Below are 15,265 nucleotides of genomic sequence, written 5' to 3'. Positions count from 1 at the left end.
ATGAGACAAACATTATATTTTTTTGGAATAGGATTATTTTTAGGCATCCTATTTATTAAATCGGAAGTTGCGTCATGGTTTCGCATTTATGAGATGTTTCAATTTAAAAGTTTTCATATGTATGGTATCATTGGCTCTGCAATAGTATTGGGTATTATTGCTGTTAAATATTTAAAATATACACAAGCCAAGGATATTAACGGTGAAGACATTGTAATACCTGAAAAAGACAAAGGTGTAGTAAGATATCTTTCTGGTGGAATAATCTTTGGATTAGGTTGGGCTTTAGCTGGTGCTTGTCCTGGTCCTATGTATGTATTATTAGGCTCTGGATTTGCTAGTATTCTTATACTTATTTTTGGTGCACTACTAGGTACATTTGTCTATGGCCTTATTAAAGATAAACTTCCGCATTAAAAACAACACAACATAATTTCCTATATAAAAATGATCAAACACATTAGCGTTTGATCATTTTATAGTTATATCCCTTAAGAGTATGTATCGTTACAGTAAGTTATAATAAAGCCACCTAGAATAAATTTAATCTTTTTATAAATCACTTGTAACATTTTAAAAAATTGTGCGTCATATCAGTATCAATCAAAAAAATCAAAGAGCGATGAGAGAAGATAAACAATTATTAGTCATTACCCATTTAAGTCAATTAGTAACACTATTAACAGGTTTTGGAAGTTTAATCCTTCCTTTAATTCTTTGGGTCACACAAAAAGAACGCGTGTACCAAATGGATTCTCATGGAAAAAGTATTATTAATTTTCAATTAAGCTTAATAATATATGCTATTATTTGTGTTCCATTAATTCTATTATTTGGATTAGGTATCTTAGGGTTCATCATTCTAGGTATTATAGCAATTATATTTCCCATTATTAATGCAATAAAAGTAAACAATGGCGAAAGCCCATCATATCCTTTATCTCTTAATCTTATTAGTTAGTTTAGTTTAATACTGAGATAAAAAAAAGCGTCTACAATTTTGTAGACGCTTTTGGTATATTTAAAATAACGCTTATTTATTATTATTCATATATTTTCCCTTTTTACTACCTGCGTAAATTTCATATTTTAATAAACGGGAGTCTAATTTCGCATTCATCAGGTGAATTTTTCTTGAAGGTCTCAAACCAACATGCTTAATCGCTTCTATATTAGAAGTAATAAACCAAGCATCAGTATTTGAATAATTTTGTTTTAAGGTATCCCCTATATTCTTGTAAAATTCTTCCATTTTAATGTCTAAACGCTCTCCGTATGGTGGATTAAAAACCATATGTAACTTTCTATCACCTCCTTTTTGGGTCTTGAAAAAATCTTCATGTTTTATGGTAATAAACTCATCTAAATGCGCATTCTTCACATTATCTTTGGCTTTAGTAACGGCACTTGGTGACTTATCAAACCCATATATTTTGTAATGAAAATCACGTGTTTTATTTAATAAAGATTCTTCTATTTTCTCAAATAATTCTACATTCCAATCTTGCCAACGTTCAAAAGCAAACTCTTTACGCATTAAATTTGGAGGAATATTGCAGGCTATCATTGCCGCTTCTGCTAACATTGTTCCACTACCGCACATAGGATCCATAAAATCGGATTGCCCATCCCAGCCTGAAAGCATAATTAAGCCTGCTGCTAAAACTTCATTAATTGGGGCTATATTAGTCGCCATTTTATAGCCGCGTTTATGTAAAGAATCTCCCGAGGAATCTAAAGAAATATTACAAACATACCTGTCTATATGCACATTAATCTTTAAATCTGGAAATTTTAAATCTACATTTGGCCGTTCGCCTGTCTCGTCTCTAAATTTATCAACAATAGCATCTTTCGTTTTTTGAGAAATATACAACGAATGTGTAAATACCTCTGAGTTTAATGTGGAATCTACAGCAATACTTCCTGTAGGTTTCAAATATTTACTCCAATCCATTTTATACACTTGATCATACAAATCTTTTTCGTTTCGTATTCTAAACGTATGTATGGGTTTTAATATTTTTGTTGCTGTGCGTAAAGCCAAATTGGCTTTATACATAAAGCCCTTGTCTCCAACAAAACTAACGTTACGCACCCCAGCCTTAATCTCTCGAGCTCCTAATTGAGTTAATTCTTTTGATAATAATTCTTCAAAGCCAAATAAGGTTTTGGCAACCATTCTGAAATTTTCTTCCATTCTTTTCGTCCAATAGATTGCAAAAATAATCTATTTTTGTACTAAACATACAATTAAGTAAAACGAGATTCTCATTTTTTTGAGAAATATTATGACGAAAGACAAAACAACTTGGTATACCTCTTGGTTTGATACTCCATTTTATCACATTTTATATAAAGATAGAGATTACAGCGAAGCTGAGAATTTCATGTATAATCTTACAGAATATTTAAATCTTCCTGAGCATGGAAAAATTCTTGATTTGGCCTGTGGTAAAGGCAGACACTCTGTTTATTTAAATAGTATAGGTTACGATGTTACTGGTGTAGATTTATCTAAAAACAGTATCGATTATGCTAAACAATATGAAAATAACATGCTCAAATTTGACGTGCATAATATGTGTAACCCTTACGACAATAAATTTGATGCTGTTTTTAATCTCTTTACTAGCTTTGGGTATTTTGAAAAACCTGAAGACAATTTAAGTACAATAAAAGCTATAAAGGCCAATTTAAATGCTTATGGATTTGGAGTCATCGATTTCTTAAACAGTGAATACGTTATAGAACACTTAGTACCTGAAGATATAAAAACCGTAGATGGTATCGCTTTCCACCAAAAAAGACGTGTTGAAAATGGATTCATTATAAAAGACATTTCATTTACATTCGAAAATGAAAATCATCAATATCAAGAACGTGTTAAGGCACTATCCATGGCCGATTTTGAATCGTATTTTAAGCAAGCAGGCGTATATTTAATCGATGTTTTTGGCGATTATAAATTACGTAAATTTGACAAAAAATCATCTGAACGTCTAATTCTTATCTTTAAATAAAGAATGCTAGCTACCATACTACCTATTTTGTCCGTTGTACTGGGTTATTTAATCGTTTGGTTTTTAAAACCAAAACAACATAAAAACCTTAAGCTTCTACTTGCTTTTAGCGGGGCTTTTCTTCTATCTATTACCGTATTTCATTTTTTACCCGAGGTATATCACCACCACAGTAAGCATGTTGGCTTATTTATAATGATTGGTATTTTATTACAAATAATTTTAGAGTTTTTCTCTAAAGGTGCAGAGCATGGACATGTCCATTTAGATAAGAATGAAGCTAGTTTCCCTTGGTTATTATTTATTAGTTTAAGTATTCATAGTATTTTAGAAGGCGTTCCTATAGAAACACATCATAATTTAATGTATGGTGTTATTATTCATAAACTACCTGTAGCTATTATTTTGGCTACGTTCTTTTTAACTTCCAAACGAAGCAAAGCCTTTAGTATTATCTTTTTATTACTTTTTGCTTTAATGACGCCATTTGGCGTTTTCTTGGCGGCCAATTTCACGTTTATTGAAACCTATTTCATGGAAATTTCATCTATAGTTATAGGTATTTTCTTACACATATCAACAACGATATTGTTTGAAAGTAATGAAGGTCATAAATTTAATATTACAAAATTACTAACCATTGTATCTGCTATTATTTTAGCGTATATTATATAATAAGTATTTTAGCATTTAATAATTTATTTATACATGTTTTCTAAAGAAGAATCTAGACAAATTCGACAACTCTTTTGGACCAGTTTTGGAAAATCGTTTCCAAGAAAATGGATTTTATACGATACTAAAATTAAAGGTTTTAGTTTTAAATTTCATTTTGATAATAAAACTGCTGCTGTTTTTCTTGATTTAGAAGATGATTTAGAAAATAGAATAAACTACTGGGAAAAATTACAATCGTTACAGACTATTATCTTGAATGATTTTCTTCCTGAAGCTCTATTTGAAGAGGAATACTATTTAGAAAACGGAAAAGAAATATCTAGAGTTTATGTTTCATTAGACAAAAAAGTATCAATTCACAACAAAAATAATTGGCAAGAAGTCATGGCTTTTTTTAATGAAAAAATGAGTGCTTTTGAAGCTTTTTTTGAGGAATATAAAGCTATTATTAAGCCATAATTCCCCAATTGATAATCGCCAGTAAGCGCATTTAAAATTAGCTTATTAATAACACTTTTTAGCAAGCTATGTTCCCCTTTGTAAATTTCACCCCATAACACTTAAAACTTAACAAATTAATTTTTAGCACATTGGGTCTTTTTTTCATATCTTAAACACATAATTACCTTTTTATAGGTTAAATTAAAATTTAGATATGACTTGACTTAAAATTCTTTTTTTATAAAATGTTGTAATTCCACTTTCCTACATTATAATATTTATTGCAATTATTTTCTTTCAAAATGATAAAAGTCATCATTATTGTTTGTTAAATAAAAGATATTTGTGTCTAGCATTTAAAATTAATTATTATGACCAACCTCAGAATTTCAAGTTTATTATGTTTCATACTTATATTATCATCTATAAGTATAAAGGCGCAAACACTGGATATTGATGCCGACGTACGAGCGCGTTTCGAATATCGCCATGGTTTCAATAATCTATTCCCAAATGATACCGATCCTGCGGCCTTTGTAAGTCAACGGACACGTTTAAATATTGACTATAAAGCAGAAAAACTTCAACTATTTATGGCTCTACAAGATGTAAGTACTTGGGGAGATACACGCCAAACCTTACCTATTGATGGAAACGATTCCTTTTCGGTATTTCAAGCCTATGTACAGTTACATTTTAACGAAAATTGGTCTACTAAATTAGGAAGGCAAACGATTGCTTATGATGATCAGCGTATTTTTGGTGAATTAGATTGGGCAATGCAAGGCCGTTTTCATGATGCTGCTATTATTAAGTATAAAAAAGATAATTTTATGGCCGACTTAGGTGGTGCTTTTAATCAAGAGCAACCTGCAAATGAAGGTAATACCTTCAATATTCAAGGCTTTTTCACATACAAAGCTATGCAATATGTACATTTAAAAAAATCTTGGGATAAACTGTCTGCTAGTATTCTTTTTTTAAATACTGGATTTCAAAATTTTACTGGCGTTGATAATGATATCGCTGATGGTGTTACATACAGACAAACGGCGGGTACTTTCGTTAAGTTTCCTATTAAAAAAGTAAATGTAACGGGAAGTGCATATTATCAATTTGGTGAAGCTGATGCCACTACAAATTTAGAGGCTTACCAGATTGCTTTGGAAGGCACTTACAAAACAAACAAAATGATATACGGATTAGGTTTTGAACTCTTGAGTGGAACAGATCAAGAGGGAGATTCTAAAAACAAATCGTTTTTTCCTTTGTACGGAACAAACCATAAATTCAATGGGTTTATGGATTATTTTTATGTGGGCAATCACGTTAATAACGTGGGGCTTAATGATATTTATGCTAAAATGATATTTACCACTGGAGAAAAATCAAATTTACTTTTAAAAGGCCATTATTTTGCTTCAAACGCTAACTTAGCTAATGATGCTGATAATTATTTAGGTACAGAAATAGATATGGTTTATACTCAAAAACTAATGCCTTATGTAAAACTTAATGTTGGCTATTCGCATATGTTTGCATCTGAAAGCATGAGTTTAATAAAAGAAGGAAGACCCCATGACAATACAAATAATTGGGGCTGGGTACAACTTACAATAAATCCAAAGCTATTTAGCACTAATTTGAATAAAGAATAATAATTTTCCCTTATTTCGTTTGAAGCTTAAAAAAAGTCCTCACGATATTAGTCGTGAGGACTTTTTTAACCGCCTATAGCGATCATACTTCTATTTCTACCATGTTCATCAATATTTTCAAACTTTTCAATAGTATTCATCCCATTTCTTATTTTGCGCTTTAAGAATACTGCTTTTTCAATAATTGGAGTAATAGCCTCTCCTTGACGTAATGCTGTAAGTATATCTGATTCTGAAGTTGAGAATAAACAGTTTTTAAGTTGTCCATTGGCTGTTAACCGTAGTCTATTACAACTATCGCAAAAGGGATTCGTTACAGAACTAATTACGGCAAAAGAGCCTTTATATCCTTCGATTTGATAGTTTTTAGCGGTATCATTAGGTAAATCATTAAGCCTCTTAAAACGTCCTTTATCATAATATTTATAGACCTGTTTTAAGACATCCTCAAGAGAAACTAGTTTATCCATATGCCAATTATTTCCATCAAAAGGCATAAACTCTATAAATCTAACCTGTAAAGATTGATTTTTAGTAAACTCTATAAAATCAATAATCTCATTGTCATTAAATCCTTTCATTAACACACAATTCACTTTCACTTGAAAACCTTCTTTAACCAAAAGTTTAATATTATTATAGACTTTCGTATAATAATCTCTTCGTGTAATTAATTTATTTTTTTCGAGATCAAGCGAATCTAAACTTACATTAATTTTTCGAATGCCACATTTTTTAAATTGATCTATAAACCGATCTACTATTACACCATTGGTAGTAATAGCCAACTCCACAGGAAGTAAAGCCAATCTTTCCATAATTAAAGCCGCATCTTTCCGCACTAAAGGCTCGCCACCTGTAAGCCTAATCTTAGTTACGCCTTTAGCAACAAACGTCTGTGCAATTGTGTAAATCTCTTCACAAGTCATAATATGTCCCTTTGGAGACAGTTTAATGCCATCTGCAGGCATGCAATAAGAGCAACGTAAATTACAACGTTCTGTAAGAGATATTCGCAAATAGTTATGCCCTCTACCAAAAGTATCTGTAAGTTTGTTGCTTTCTTTTTTCATATTAATCGTGTTTTGCGCCTTTTAAAATTCTAAAAACATGTAAAACTGAAGGGAAAATAGCATCCATAGACTCACGTGCTCCATTAGTGGAACCAGGTAACGCTAGAACTAATGTATTCTTAATTGTACCTGCAACACTTCTTGAGAGCATAGCATATGGCATACGTTCTTGGCCATATTTACGAATGGCTTCCTCTATTCCTGGAATTGTTCTATCTAACAATGGTTTTAAAGCTTCTGGGGTTACATCTCTTTGAGACAAGCCTGTGCCACCCGTATAAATAATTAAATCTACGCCTTGAGCTTGATAGTATTTAGCTTTTTCTTTAATAATGGTCTGCTCATCTGGAATAATAATATAATCTTTAATATTTACCGCACACTGCTCCAATTTTGAAAGGATGGCTTTACCTGCTTTATCTTCTTTCTTACCTTGAGAAATAGAATCTGAACAAACAATTACAGCTGCACTTAAATCCCGTTTAAATTTATCTTTAAAACTCGATTTTCCACCACTTTTCTCTAGAAGTTTAATCTGATGAATTTCAATTCCTTTGTCTATAGGCTTTAACATATCGTATATATTTAAAGCCACGATACTAGCGCCATGCATGGCTTCTACCTCAACGCCTGTTTTATAAATAGTTTTTACAGTTACTAAAATATGAATCTCTAACCCTTTTATTACATATTCAATCCCTGTATACTCAATAGGTAACGGGTGACAATCTGGTAGTAAATCGGGGGTTTTCTTAACGCCCAATAAACCTGCGGCCTTACTCATCGCAAAAACATCGCCCTTAGGTACTGTATTATTCTTTATTGCTAGAATGGTTTCTTTGTGACTTACCTTTACTATCGCTTGAGCCACTGCCGCTCTTAGGCTATTGTTTTTATGCGTAATATCTACCATTTTGTTAACTATTTATTTTCCATTGATGTGACTTATCTTCAAATATTTCTTTTCCAAAAACAGGACCCTCAGCCTTAATACGTTCTACAACATATTCTAATGCATTAAAAACAGCTTTACGTCTCGGAGAAGACACAAATACAAATAAACAGACTTCGCCTTTTTCTACTGTTCCTAAACTATGGTATATATGCATACAGCTTAAGTTAAATTTTTCGAAAGTAGCTTCTCTTATTTCATGAAACGTTTTGTTTGCCATTGCCTCATAAGCAGTGTATTCTATAGCAACAACTTCTTTTCCATTTATGGCATCTGCTCGTACTTGTCCTAAAAAAATATTGTGCGCGCCTATATTGGTTTTAGACTGATGTTTCGCTATCGATTTTGCTATAAATTCGGAAGATATAGCGCCTTGTTTAAATACATTTTTATAAATTGTTTTCATAACTCTTCTTCTTTTATAATACTTGCTACTTTAGATTTACTCCTGTTATTTTATGAACTCATACATTGTATTCTTTCATAAAAGCAGAAACCCCACCTTTTAAACTATAGCAATTTGAAATTCCATATTCCTTTAAAATAGCAACTGCTTGCTTACTACGTATTCCTGATTTACAAAAAACAATGACTTTCTTCTCTTTTGAAATCTTTTCTAATTGATTTGTTAAATCCTGCAATGGAATTTCTAGTACTGCTTTCAAATCTACGCGTGGTTGTTCTTCTAACGTTCTCACATCTATATATTGAACATCTTCTCCAGTAATAGCCTCTATAGTTTCTTCAGTTATTTCTACAGAACAAAAAAAGGATTCTTCCAAAACTTCAAAATTTTGATGTCGTGTTTTTATTTTAGTTACCTCTGCTTCATTACGTATTAATTTAATGGTGTTTGCTGTATTAGTAAGCGCATTAAAACAATATAATACCCCTGAAAGTGTCTCCCCAATACCTAAAATAAGCTTAAGAACTTCATTCGCTTGTAATGTTCCTATAATACCAGGTAATACACCCAAAACACCTACTTCGGAACAATTGGGCATTGTTCCTTTTTCTGGTGGGTTTGGAAATAAACAACGGTAACTAGGTCCGTTTTTATAATTAAAAACGGATACTTGCCCTTCAAACTTATATATGGCACCATATACTAAAGGCTTTTCCATTACTACAGCAGCATCATTAATTAAATAACGTGAAGCAAAATTATCTGTAGCATCTACCACGATAGTATACGACTTAAAAATAGTCGTGATATTTTCTGGACTTAGCTTTTCGGGATAAGCTTTAACGGTAATTGTTGGATTAAGATCCCATAATACCTTTTTTGCAACTTCTGCTTTATTTTTTCCAATCGATGAGGTTCCAAAAAGAACTTGTCGTTGTAAGTTGGATTCATCTACTATATCGAAGTCTACAATCCCAATGGTTCCAATACCTGCTGCTGCTAAATATTGTAACACAGGACACCCTAGCCCACCTGCGCCTACAACCAATACTTTTGCTGCATTAATTTTTTGTTGCCCAGAAAGGCCTATTTCTTTTAAACTAATATGTCTACTGTACCTACTCAAATCTGTATTCTTTTTTATATTAATCACCCTCCTGCAAATGGCGGTAATATTGCAATTTCGGCCCCTGTTAAACGCTCCGATTTTAAAACCAGTGCTTCATTTTGGGCGATTCTAAAATCTTTATCTAAAAAGCCTGGATATTTTTGTAATAACAATGCTTTTAATCCTGCTATACTTTTGGTTGTTACGACTAATGCTTCAGAATCACAGCCCGTAACTTCTGCTAACATACCAAAGTATTTTATTTTAACTTCCATCTTTTATGTCTTTTAAATCTTGTGGTGTATTAATATTCTTAACACTTCCGCGTTGTTCTTCATTTAAGTCTATATACTTTATATCTTTCAAATTTTCTAATAAACACATCATTCTTCGTTCTCCCTGCTTTAAGAGTATTTCGCATTTTCTAAAACAATCTTTATCATATAAACCAACCAATGGCATTACCTGTTCTCCCACTTTATAAACAACTGCTGGAATTCCTTCTTCATAAGATGCTATTAAGGCTTTTACCACTCCTACAGTAATTAAAGGGACATCGCAACTCAACACTATATTTAAAGTCGTTTTACTTTCTCGCAACCCACTATATACACCAGCTAATGGACCAGCATTTGGAATACGGTCCTCTATAAGTTTATAACCAAAGGATGCGTACTCTTTGCGATTACTCACTATTATTATTTCCTTTACAAAAGGTTTCAAAGCATCTATACCATATTGTATAAATGGTTTTCTTTTCCAGATAACAAAACCTTTATCTGTTCCCATTCGGGAACTTTTCCCGCCAGAAAGTATAATCCCTGTGATATCGGTCTTATGTCTCATTACAGTAAAATTAATTTTATAGAGGCTGCAAACAAGACAATTGTTAGCATATAGCTTACACCTTTATTTGACATTTTTTTACTACCACAATAACTCCCTATAAGTCCGCCTATTACAGCTAGCCCAACCATTAAAAAAGAGTCGTTATTTAAAACAAGCCCTTTACTAAATTGCCCTGTCAATCCTGCTGCTGAGTTTACCCAAATAAATAATGCCGATACTGCTGCGGCTTCTTTCATTTTTCCCCAATGCAATAAAAGAATTACGGGACTTAAAATAATACCTCCTCCAATCCCTATTAAACCTGAAAAAAAACCTATTATACCGCCAATCAATAAAGCATGCTTAATTTTAACCTGTTGTATAACCTGAGTTTCCTTTCCAAAAACATTTAACATTTTAAGCATTGCGAATATTAATAACACTCCAAGGATGATTTTGTATATTCTAACATTAATCGTTAGTGTACCTCCAATATAGGCCAGTGGTATAGATGTTATTGCAAAATAAATAAAGAGCTCTTTTTTAAAAAAACCGCCCATATAATAATAGTAAAATGAAACCCCTGATACAAACAGATTTAAAAGTAAAGCTGTAGGCTTCATTGTTTCTGGAGCCAAAGAAAATAAAGACATTAATGCCAAATATCCACTTGCACCACCATGACCGACACCTGCATATAAAAATGCAATAACTGGAAGAATGCACAGAAAAACCCAAAAATATGGTACACTTGAAATCATATATTATCTAATGCTTTGAGTTCTTGATTTAAAAATTCCCAACAGTTTTTATTAATAGTTTCAAAAGCATTCATTAATATCTTCCCGTAAGGCGTGATGATAGCGCCTCCCCCTTTCTGGCCACCTACTGTTTTTGTAACCACTGTTTCTTTTGCCGATCTATTTACAGAATCTACTAATCGCCACGCTTTTTTATAAGACATCCCAATAGACTTTGCTGCTTTAGATAAGGATCCTTGGTTTTCAATTGCTTTTAGTAATTGTACACGCCCTTCTCCTAACAGCACATTATCTCCAGCTTCTATCCAAATTCTGCTCTTAATTTTATATTGATTCATTATTAAAGTTACTTAAACAGATAATAATATGGTTTTTACTTTTTGCCCTTTATGTAGTGTATTAGAATTTTCTGGCAAAGCAACTAATGCATTAGCTTCTCCAAAAGCCCTTAGCATTGCAGAACTCTGTCCATTTAAAATTTTTACGCCATCACCTTCTATTCTTGCTTTTAAAAACTGTGCCCGATTTCCTTTAACCTTATAATCCGTTAACAAAGGCATTAAAACATCTGGAAAGTGCGTTTTTAAAGCCCCTTCCCGCTTTTTTAAAAGCGGATACACATATATGTAAAAGCAACTCAACGCGGCTGCAGGGTTTCCTGGCAATCCAAAAATAGAGGTATTGTTCTTTTTACCAAAAAATAAGGGTTTCCCTGGTTTTTGTTTCACTTTATAAAAAATTTCTGTTACCCCAATATTATTTAAAGCTTTTCCTACAAAATCATAATCCCCTACAGAAATTCCACCTGTAGCAATAACTACATCATATTTTTTTATGGCTTCTGTTAATATATCCTTAGTACAATTATAATCATCGACTACTTTTAGTATAGAAGTCTTTAAATATCCTAACGTATTCAATACAGCTGTTAGCATTGCCCCATTAGATTCGTATATTTCACCATAAGACAAAGGCGTACCAGGTGATATTAACTCATTACCCGTTACTACAATAGCAATCGAAGGCTTCTCTCTAACAGTAACTGTTGTTACGCCTAGACTCGCTAAAAACCCAATATGTGCTCCTTTAATAGTGGTTCCTTTAGGCAATGCAACTTGTCTTTTTTTTATTTGTTCCCCTTTAGGCCTAATATTCATAAGAGGTTTTAAAGCTCCTTCTATTTCTATTTGTTTCCCTTTAACAACTACTTGCTCTTGCATTACAACAGTATTTGCAGCATTAGGGACAGGAGCACCAGTAAAAATTCTCACCGCATCTCCTTTTTTCATATTAGGATTAACACTGGTTCCTGCTTGAACTTCGCCTATTAAATTATAAGTTGACTCACCCCATATATTCAATGCATATCCATCCATAGCAGATTGCCTAAATGGAGGCATATCGATTTTTGAAATCGCGTCTTTAGCCAAAACACAATTCAAAGCATTGTTAAGATTTACATCCATTGTTTTTAAAATAATTGAACTATGCATTAAAACTAAGTCTTGAGCCTTATTCGTACCTATCATCTATTTTAAATTTCTAAATTCATAAACGCATCGTATACAAATACATTTTTTTGTATATTTATACATATCTCAGTAATAATCAAAGCGTTATACCCTTACAAATATAGCGCATTTATTTTATAGTTAAAGATGACTTTTGTCACTCTTTTTCATTTATAATTAAACGACATTTGAAAGGTATTTGGTTGCAATACCCTTATTTGGAATAATATAAAACCTATAAACTAATAGAAATGCCAATAAAAAGTTATCTAGCTCATCCTGTTTTAGGAAAAAAAGAAGAATTAATAAATACTTTAAGACGTTTAGAACAATGTGAGGTTATCCCTGCAGAAAACCAAGACGTCCTAGCTTTGGTAACGGATACTAAAAACGAAAAGGAAGAAACCATTTTAAAAGAAAAAATAGAAGCTATAGAAAGTCTTAAACTATTGTCTTTGGTCTCTGGTTTCAATACACCACAAAATTAACATGACTATGTATAAATCTGTAACAAATAGAAGGAGTTTTATAAAAAAAATGGCAATGCTCTCTGCAATAACAGCAGCAGCAACTATGTTTCCAGGTATTTTGTTTGCTAACGAACAAGAAAAAGGCATTCCTAAAGACGCTAATTTAGATTGGAAAAAAGGGCCTTGTAGATTTTGTGGTGTAGGATGTGGCATACTAGTGGGAACAGAAAATGGAAAAGCAGTTGCTGTAAAAGGAGACCCAAACTCCTCAGTAAATAAAGGGCTACTGTGTGTAAAAGGGTATCATCAAATTATGTGTATACAAGCTAAAGATAGATTAACACATGCTTTGGTTAAAAAAGATGGACGCTATGTAAAAACCCCTCTTAATAAAGCCTTGGATATTGTAGCTAATAAAATGAAAGAGACCATTTCAAAACATGGTAAAGATTCTGTTGCAATGTATACCTCTGGTCAATCTACCATTCCTGAAGGTTATGTTGCTTCAAAATTTATGAAAGGCGCCATTGGGACCAATAATTTAGACTGTAATGCACGTCTTTGCATGGCGAGTGCCGTGACAGGATTTCTAACAACTTTTGGAGCCGATGAACCTATGGGCTGCTATGAAGATATAGACCATGCCGATTATTTTGTGACTTGGGGTAATAATATGGCTGAAATGCATCCTGTATTATTTTCAAGAATGCTAGAACAAAAAGCAAGACGAGGTGCTAAAATTATTGATTTTGCAACAAGAACAACACGTTCTAGTACTGCTTCTGATAGATCTATACTCTTTGAGCCACAAACAGACTTAGCTGTAGCCAATGCTATTTGTTATGAAATCATAAAAAACAAATGGGTGAATACTGCTTTTGTAGAGAAGCATTGTAATTTTAGCAAAGGCCTTACCAATATGGGCTATGGCTTAAAAGATAAATATAGTTTTACTGATAAACCTGAGAAAATAGATTTCGAAGCCTATAAAGAATTTCTAAAAGATTATAGTCCCGAAAAAGTCGCTAAATATTCCAAAGTCTCTGTTAAGGATATTAAATATTTAGCATCGATTTATGGAGACCCTAATAAAAAGGTGGTTTCCTATTGGTGTATGGGAGTGAATCAGCATACGAGAGGAACTTGGATGAATAACCTTGTGTATAATATTCATTTGCTTACAGGTAAAATCTCGCAGCCAGGAAATGGGCCTTTTTCATTAACAGGGCAACCCTCGGCTTGTGGTACAGCTCGTGAAGTGGGTACTTTTACCCATAAATTACCTCATGGAGTTGTTGCTAATAAAAAAGACAGAGCACTAGCGGCTAAAATTTGGAAAGTGCCTTATGAGCGTATCCCTTCTAAACCAACCTACCATGCTACAGAAATGTTTAGAGCTGTAGATCGAGGTGAGATTAAATTTATATGGACTCAAGCAACAAATCCCTTGGTTTCCTTACCTAAAACAGGACGTTACCGCCCTGCTATGGAAAAAAAATCTTGCTTTGTGGTTGTTTCTGATGTTTTTCCTACCCCCACATCAGACGTTGCCGATGTTATCCTTCCTGCAGCTTGGCATATTGAAAAAGATGGGTTGTACGGAAACTCAGAACGTAGAACCCAACATTGGAATAAAATGGTTGATGGGCCTGGAGAAACAACTGCCGATGCTTGGTTATTTATAGAGGTTGCTAAACGCATGGGTTATGGTGATTTATTTCCATATAGCAAGGAAAATCATGTCGAAGAAATTTATAATGAATATCGACAATTTCATGAAGGTGCTAAACACGGTATGGCGCCCTTAGAAGTATTAAAAAAAGAATCTGGAGCCATTTGGCCTTATGTAAATGGTAAATCTACACAATGGCGATTTAATGCTAAATACGACCCTGCTTGTTCCAACGGAGAAGCTTTTCATTTTTATGGAAAGCCCGATGGAAAAGCAGTGATATGGCAACGTCCTTTTGAAGACGCACCAGAAAAACCAGATCAGGAATACCCCTTCTGGTTAAATACAGGTCGCGTTATAGAGCATTGGCATACCGGATCAATGACACGTAGAATTCCTGTTTTACATCAAGCCATGCCTAATGCTTATATAGAATTTCATCCAGAAGATGCTAAATCACTAGGCATTAGAAATGGCGAAAATATAAAAGTAAGCTCACGCAGAGGTTCCTGTGTTTTACCAGCCTCTATAAATGAGCGAGGACTCCCTACCAAAGGGCAAGTATTTGTTCCTTTTTTTGATGAAAACATGCTAATTAATGATGTCACTCTAGATGCCTTTTGTCCGATCTCAAAAGAACCAGATTATAAAAAATGTGCTGTTAAAGTAGAAAAGGTATAGACT

At 33.0% G+C, this 15,265-nt stretch carries 18 protein-coding genes; 8 read left to right on the top strand and 10 right to left on the bottom strand.

What is annotated here, in order from left to right; genetic code table 11:
• Entirely contained in the window at nucleotides 1–417 is a 417-nt protein-coding gene (locus AC2D8I_RS09290) for a DUF6691 family protein (protein WP_484705725.1), read from the top strand.
• 205 nt (nucleotides 418–622) lie between these two features.
• Nucleotides 623–961 carry a DUF4870 domain-containing protein gene (locus AC2D8I_RS09285; protein ID WP_484705724.1) on the top strand — a complete coding sequence of 113 codons (339 nt, stop codon included), beginning with the start codon at nucleotides 623–625 and terminating at the stop codon, nucleotides 959–961.
• 72 nt (nucleotides 962–1,033) lie between these two features.
• Here the strand turns inward: AC2D8I_RS09285 and AC2D8I_RS09280 are convergent, their stop codons facing one another.
• Nucleotides 1,034–2,200, bottom strand: a complete 1,167-nt coding sequence (locus tag AC2D8I_RS09280; protein ID WP_484705723.1) for a THUMP domain-containing class I SAM-dependent RNA methyltransferase — start codon at nucleotides 2,198–2,200, stop codon at nucleotides 1,034–1,036.
• Nucleotides 2,201–2,291: 91 nt separating this feature from the next.
• On the opposite strand from AC2D8I_RS09280, the gene AC2D8I_RS09275 reads away from it, so the two are divergent.
• From AC2D8I_RS09275 to AC2D8I_RS09260, 4 genes are all read left to right on the top strand, one after another.
• Complete coding sequence (locus AC2D8I_RS09275; protein ID WP_484705722.1) at nucleotides 2,292–3,023, top strand: class I SAM-dependent methyltransferase; 732 nt, start codon at nucleotides 2,292–2,294, stop codon at nucleotides 3,021–3,023.
• A 3-nt stretch (nucleotides 3,024–3,026) separates the two neighbouring features.
• Entirely contained in the window at nucleotides 3,027–3,698 is a 672-nt protein-coding gene (locus AC2D8I_RS09270; RefSeq protein WP_484705721.1) for a ZIP family metal transporter, read from the top strand.
• Between the two features lie 33 nt (nucleotides 3,699–3,731).
• Entirely contained in the window at nucleotides 3,732–4,160 is a 429-nt protein-coding gene (locus AC2D8I_RS09265) for a DUF4268 domain-containing protein (protein WP_484705720.1), read from the top strand.
• A 353-nt stretch (nucleotides 4,161–4,513) separates the two neighbouring features.
• Nucleotides 4,514–5,800, top strand: coding sequence for an alginate export family protein (locus AC2D8I_RS09260; RefSeq protein WP_484705719.1), 1,287 nt, complete (start codon nucleotides 4,514–4,516; stop codon nucleotides 5,798–5,800).
• Nucleotides 5,801–5,865: 65 nt separating this feature from the next.
• Here AC2D8I_RS09260 and moaA read toward each other — a convergent pair whose 3' ends face one another.
• From moaA to AC2D8I_RS09215, 9 genes are read right to left on the bottom strand one after another with little or no spacing between them, the layout of a single operon-like run.
• Nucleotides 5,866–6,873: a GTP 3',8-cyclase MoaA gene (gene moaA, locus AC2D8I_RS09255; RefSeq protein WP_484705718.1), complete on the bottom strand. Its 1,008-nt coding sequence runs from the start codon at nucleotides 6,871–6,873 to the stop codon at nucleotides 5,866–5,868.
• Nucleotide 6,874: 1 nt separating this feature from the next.
• The gene (gene moaCB / locus AC2D8I_RS09250) at nucleotides 6,875–7,786 is read right to left on the bottom strand and encodes a bifunctional molybdenum cofactor biosynthesis protein MoaC/MoaB (protein ID WP_484705717.1); all 912 of its coding nucleotides are present in this window, start codon (nucleotides 7,784–7,786) and stop codon (nucleotides 6,875–6,877) included.
• Between the two features lie 4 nt (nucleotides 7,787–7,790).
• Nucleotides 7,791–8,231 carry a molybdenum cofactor biosynthesis protein MoaE gene (locus AC2D8I_RS09245; RefSeq protein WP_484705716.1) on the bottom strand — a complete coding sequence of 147 codons (441 nt, stop codon included), beginning with the start codon at nucleotides 8,229–8,231 and terminating at the stop codon, nucleotides 7,791–7,793.
• A 58-nt stretch (nucleotides 8,232–8,289) separates the two neighbouring features.
• Complete coding sequence (gene moeB / locus AC2D8I_RS09240; RefSeq protein ID WP_484705715.1) at nucleotides 8,290–9,357, bottom strand: molybdopterin-synthase adenylyltransferase MoeB; 1,068 nt, start codon at nucleotides 9,355–9,357, stop codon at nucleotides 8,290–8,292.
• Nucleotides 9,358–9,380: 23 nt separating this feature from the next.
• The gene (locus AC2D8I_RS09235) at nucleotides 9,381–9,614 is read right to left on the bottom strand and encodes a MoaD/ThiS family protein (protein WP_484705714.1); all 234 of its coding nucleotides are present in this window, start codon (nucleotides 9,612–9,614) and stop codon (nucleotides 9,381–9,383) included.
• Nucleotides 9,604–10,185 (bottom strand): molybdenum cofactor guanylyltransferase, encoded by a 582-nt coding sequence (gene mobA / locus AC2D8I_RS09230; protein WP_484705713.1) that lies wholly within the window; start codon nucleotides 10,183–10,185, stop codon nucleotides 9,604–9,606. The genes AC2D8I_RS09235 and mobA overlap by 11 nt, the downstream gene beginning before the upstream one ends.
• Entirely contained in the window at nucleotides 10,185–10,928 is a 744-nt protein-coding gene (locus tag AC2D8I_RS09225) for a sulfite exporter TauE/SafE family protein (protein ID WP_484705712.1), read from the bottom strand. The genes mobA and AC2D8I_RS09225 overlap by 1 nt, the downstream gene beginning before the upstream one ends.
• Nucleotides 10,925–11,266 carry a winged helix-turn-helix domain-containing protein gene (locus tag AC2D8I_RS09220; protein WP_484705711.1) on the bottom strand — a complete coding sequence of 114 codons (342 nt, stop codon included), beginning with the start codon at nucleotides 11,264–11,266 and terminating at the stop codon, nucleotides 10,925–10,927. The genes AC2D8I_RS09225 and AC2D8I_RS09220 overlap by 4 nt, the downstream gene beginning before the upstream one ends.
• A gap of 12 nt (nucleotides 11,267–11,278) precedes the next feature.
• Nucleotides 11,279–12,457 (bottom strand): molybdopterin molybdotransferase MoeA, encoded by a 1,179-nt coding sequence (locus AC2D8I_RS09215; RefSeq protein WP_484705710.1) that lies wholly within the window; start codon nucleotides 12,455–12,457, stop codon nucleotides 11,279–11,281.
• A gap of 233 nt (nucleotides 12,458–12,690) precedes the next feature.
• On the opposite strand from AC2D8I_RS09215, the gene AC2D8I_RS09210 reads away from it, so the two are divergent.
• The gene (locus tag AC2D8I_RS09210) at nucleotides 12,691–12,927 is read left to right on the top strand and encodes a KH domain-containing protein (RefSeq protein ID WP_484705709.1); all 237 of its coding nucleotides are present in this window, start codon (nucleotides 12,691–12,693) and stop codon (nucleotides 12,925–12,927) included.
• A 7-nt stretch (nucleotides 12,928–12,934) separates the two neighbouring features.
• Nucleotides 12,935–15,262, top strand: a complete 2,328-nt coding sequence (locus AC2D8I_RS09205) for a molybdopterin-dependent oxidoreductase (protein ID WP_484705708.1) — start codon at nucleotides 12,935–12,937, stop codon at nucleotides 15,260–15,262.
• Nucleotides 15,263–15,265: the final 3 nt, after the last annotated feature.

Source organism: Lacinutrix sp. YIN62, assembly GCF_057219185.1.
Note: the sequence above shows the minus strand (reverse complement) of the source record. Positions and strands in the feature narration are given on the sequence as shown.

Bases quoted from the DNA above. Each gene is read 5' to 3' on its own strand.
- AC2D8I_RS09290 (WP_484705725.1), top strand. From the start codon at position 1: ATGAGACAAACATTATATTTTTTTGGAATAGGATTATTTTTAGGCATC.
- AC2D8I_RS09285 (WP_484705724.1), top strand. From the start codon at position 623: ATGAGAGAAGATAAACAATTATTAGTCATTACCCATTTAAGTCAATTA.
- AC2D8I_RS09280 (WP_484705723.1), bottom strand. From the start codon at position 2,200: ATGGAAGAAAATTTCAGAATGGTTGCCAAAACCTTATTTGGCTTTGAA.
- AC2D8I_RS09275 (WP_484705722.1), top strand. From the start codon at position 2,292: ATGACGAAAGACAAAACAACTTGGTATACCTCTTGGTTTGATACTCCA.
- AC2D8I_RS09270 (WP_484705721.1), top strand. From the start codon at position 3,027: ATGCTAGCTACCATACTACCTATTTTGTCCGTTGTACTGGGTTATTTA.
- AC2D8I_RS09265 (WP_484705720.1), top strand. From the start codon at position 3,732: ATGTTTTCTAAAGAAGAATCTAGACAAATTCGACAACTCTTTTGGACC.
- AC2D8I_RS09260 (WP_484705719.1), top strand. From the start codon at position 4,514: ATGACCAACCTCAGAATTTCAAGTTTATTATGTTTCATACTTATATTA.
- moaA (WP_484705718.1), bottom strand. From the start codon at position 6,873: ATGAAAAAAGAAAGCAACAAACTTACAGATACTTTTGGTAGAGGGCAT.
- moaCB (WP_484705717.1), bottom strand. From the start codon at position 7,786: ATGGTAGATATTACGCATAAAAACAATAGCCTAAGAGCGGCAGTGGCT.
- AC2D8I_RS09245 (WP_484705716.1), bottom strand. From the start codon at position 8,231: ATGAAAACAATTTATAAAAATGTATTTAAACAAGGCGCTATATCTTCC.
- AC2D8I_RS09235 (WP_484705714.1), bottom strand. From the start codon at position 9,614: ATGGAAGTTAAAATAAAATACTTTGGTATGTTAGCAGAAGTTACGGGC.
- mobA (WP_484705713.1), bottom strand. From the start codon at position 10,185: ATGAGACATAAGACCGATATCACAGGGATTATACTTTCTGGCGGGAAA.
- AC2D8I_RS09225 (WP_484705712.1), bottom strand. From the start codon at position 10,928: ATGATTTCAAGTGTACCATATTTTTGGGTTTTTCTGTGCATTCTTCCA.
- AC2D8I_RS09220 (WP_484705711.1), bottom strand. From the start codon at position 11,266: ATGAATCAATATAAAATTAAGAGCAGAATTTGGATAGAAGCTGGAGAT.
- AC2D8I_RS09215 (WP_484705710.1), bottom strand. From the start codon at position 12,457: ATGATAGGTACGAATAAGGCTCAAGACTTAGTTTTAATGCATAGTTCA.
- AC2D8I_RS09210 (WP_484705709.1), top strand. From the start codon at position 12,691: ATGCCAATAAAAAGTTATCTAGCTCATCCTGTTTTAGGAAAAAAAGAA.
- AC2D8I_RS09205 (WP_484705708.1), top strand. From the start codon at position 12,935: ATGTATAAATCTGTAACAAATAGAAGGAGTTTTATAAAAAAAATGGCA.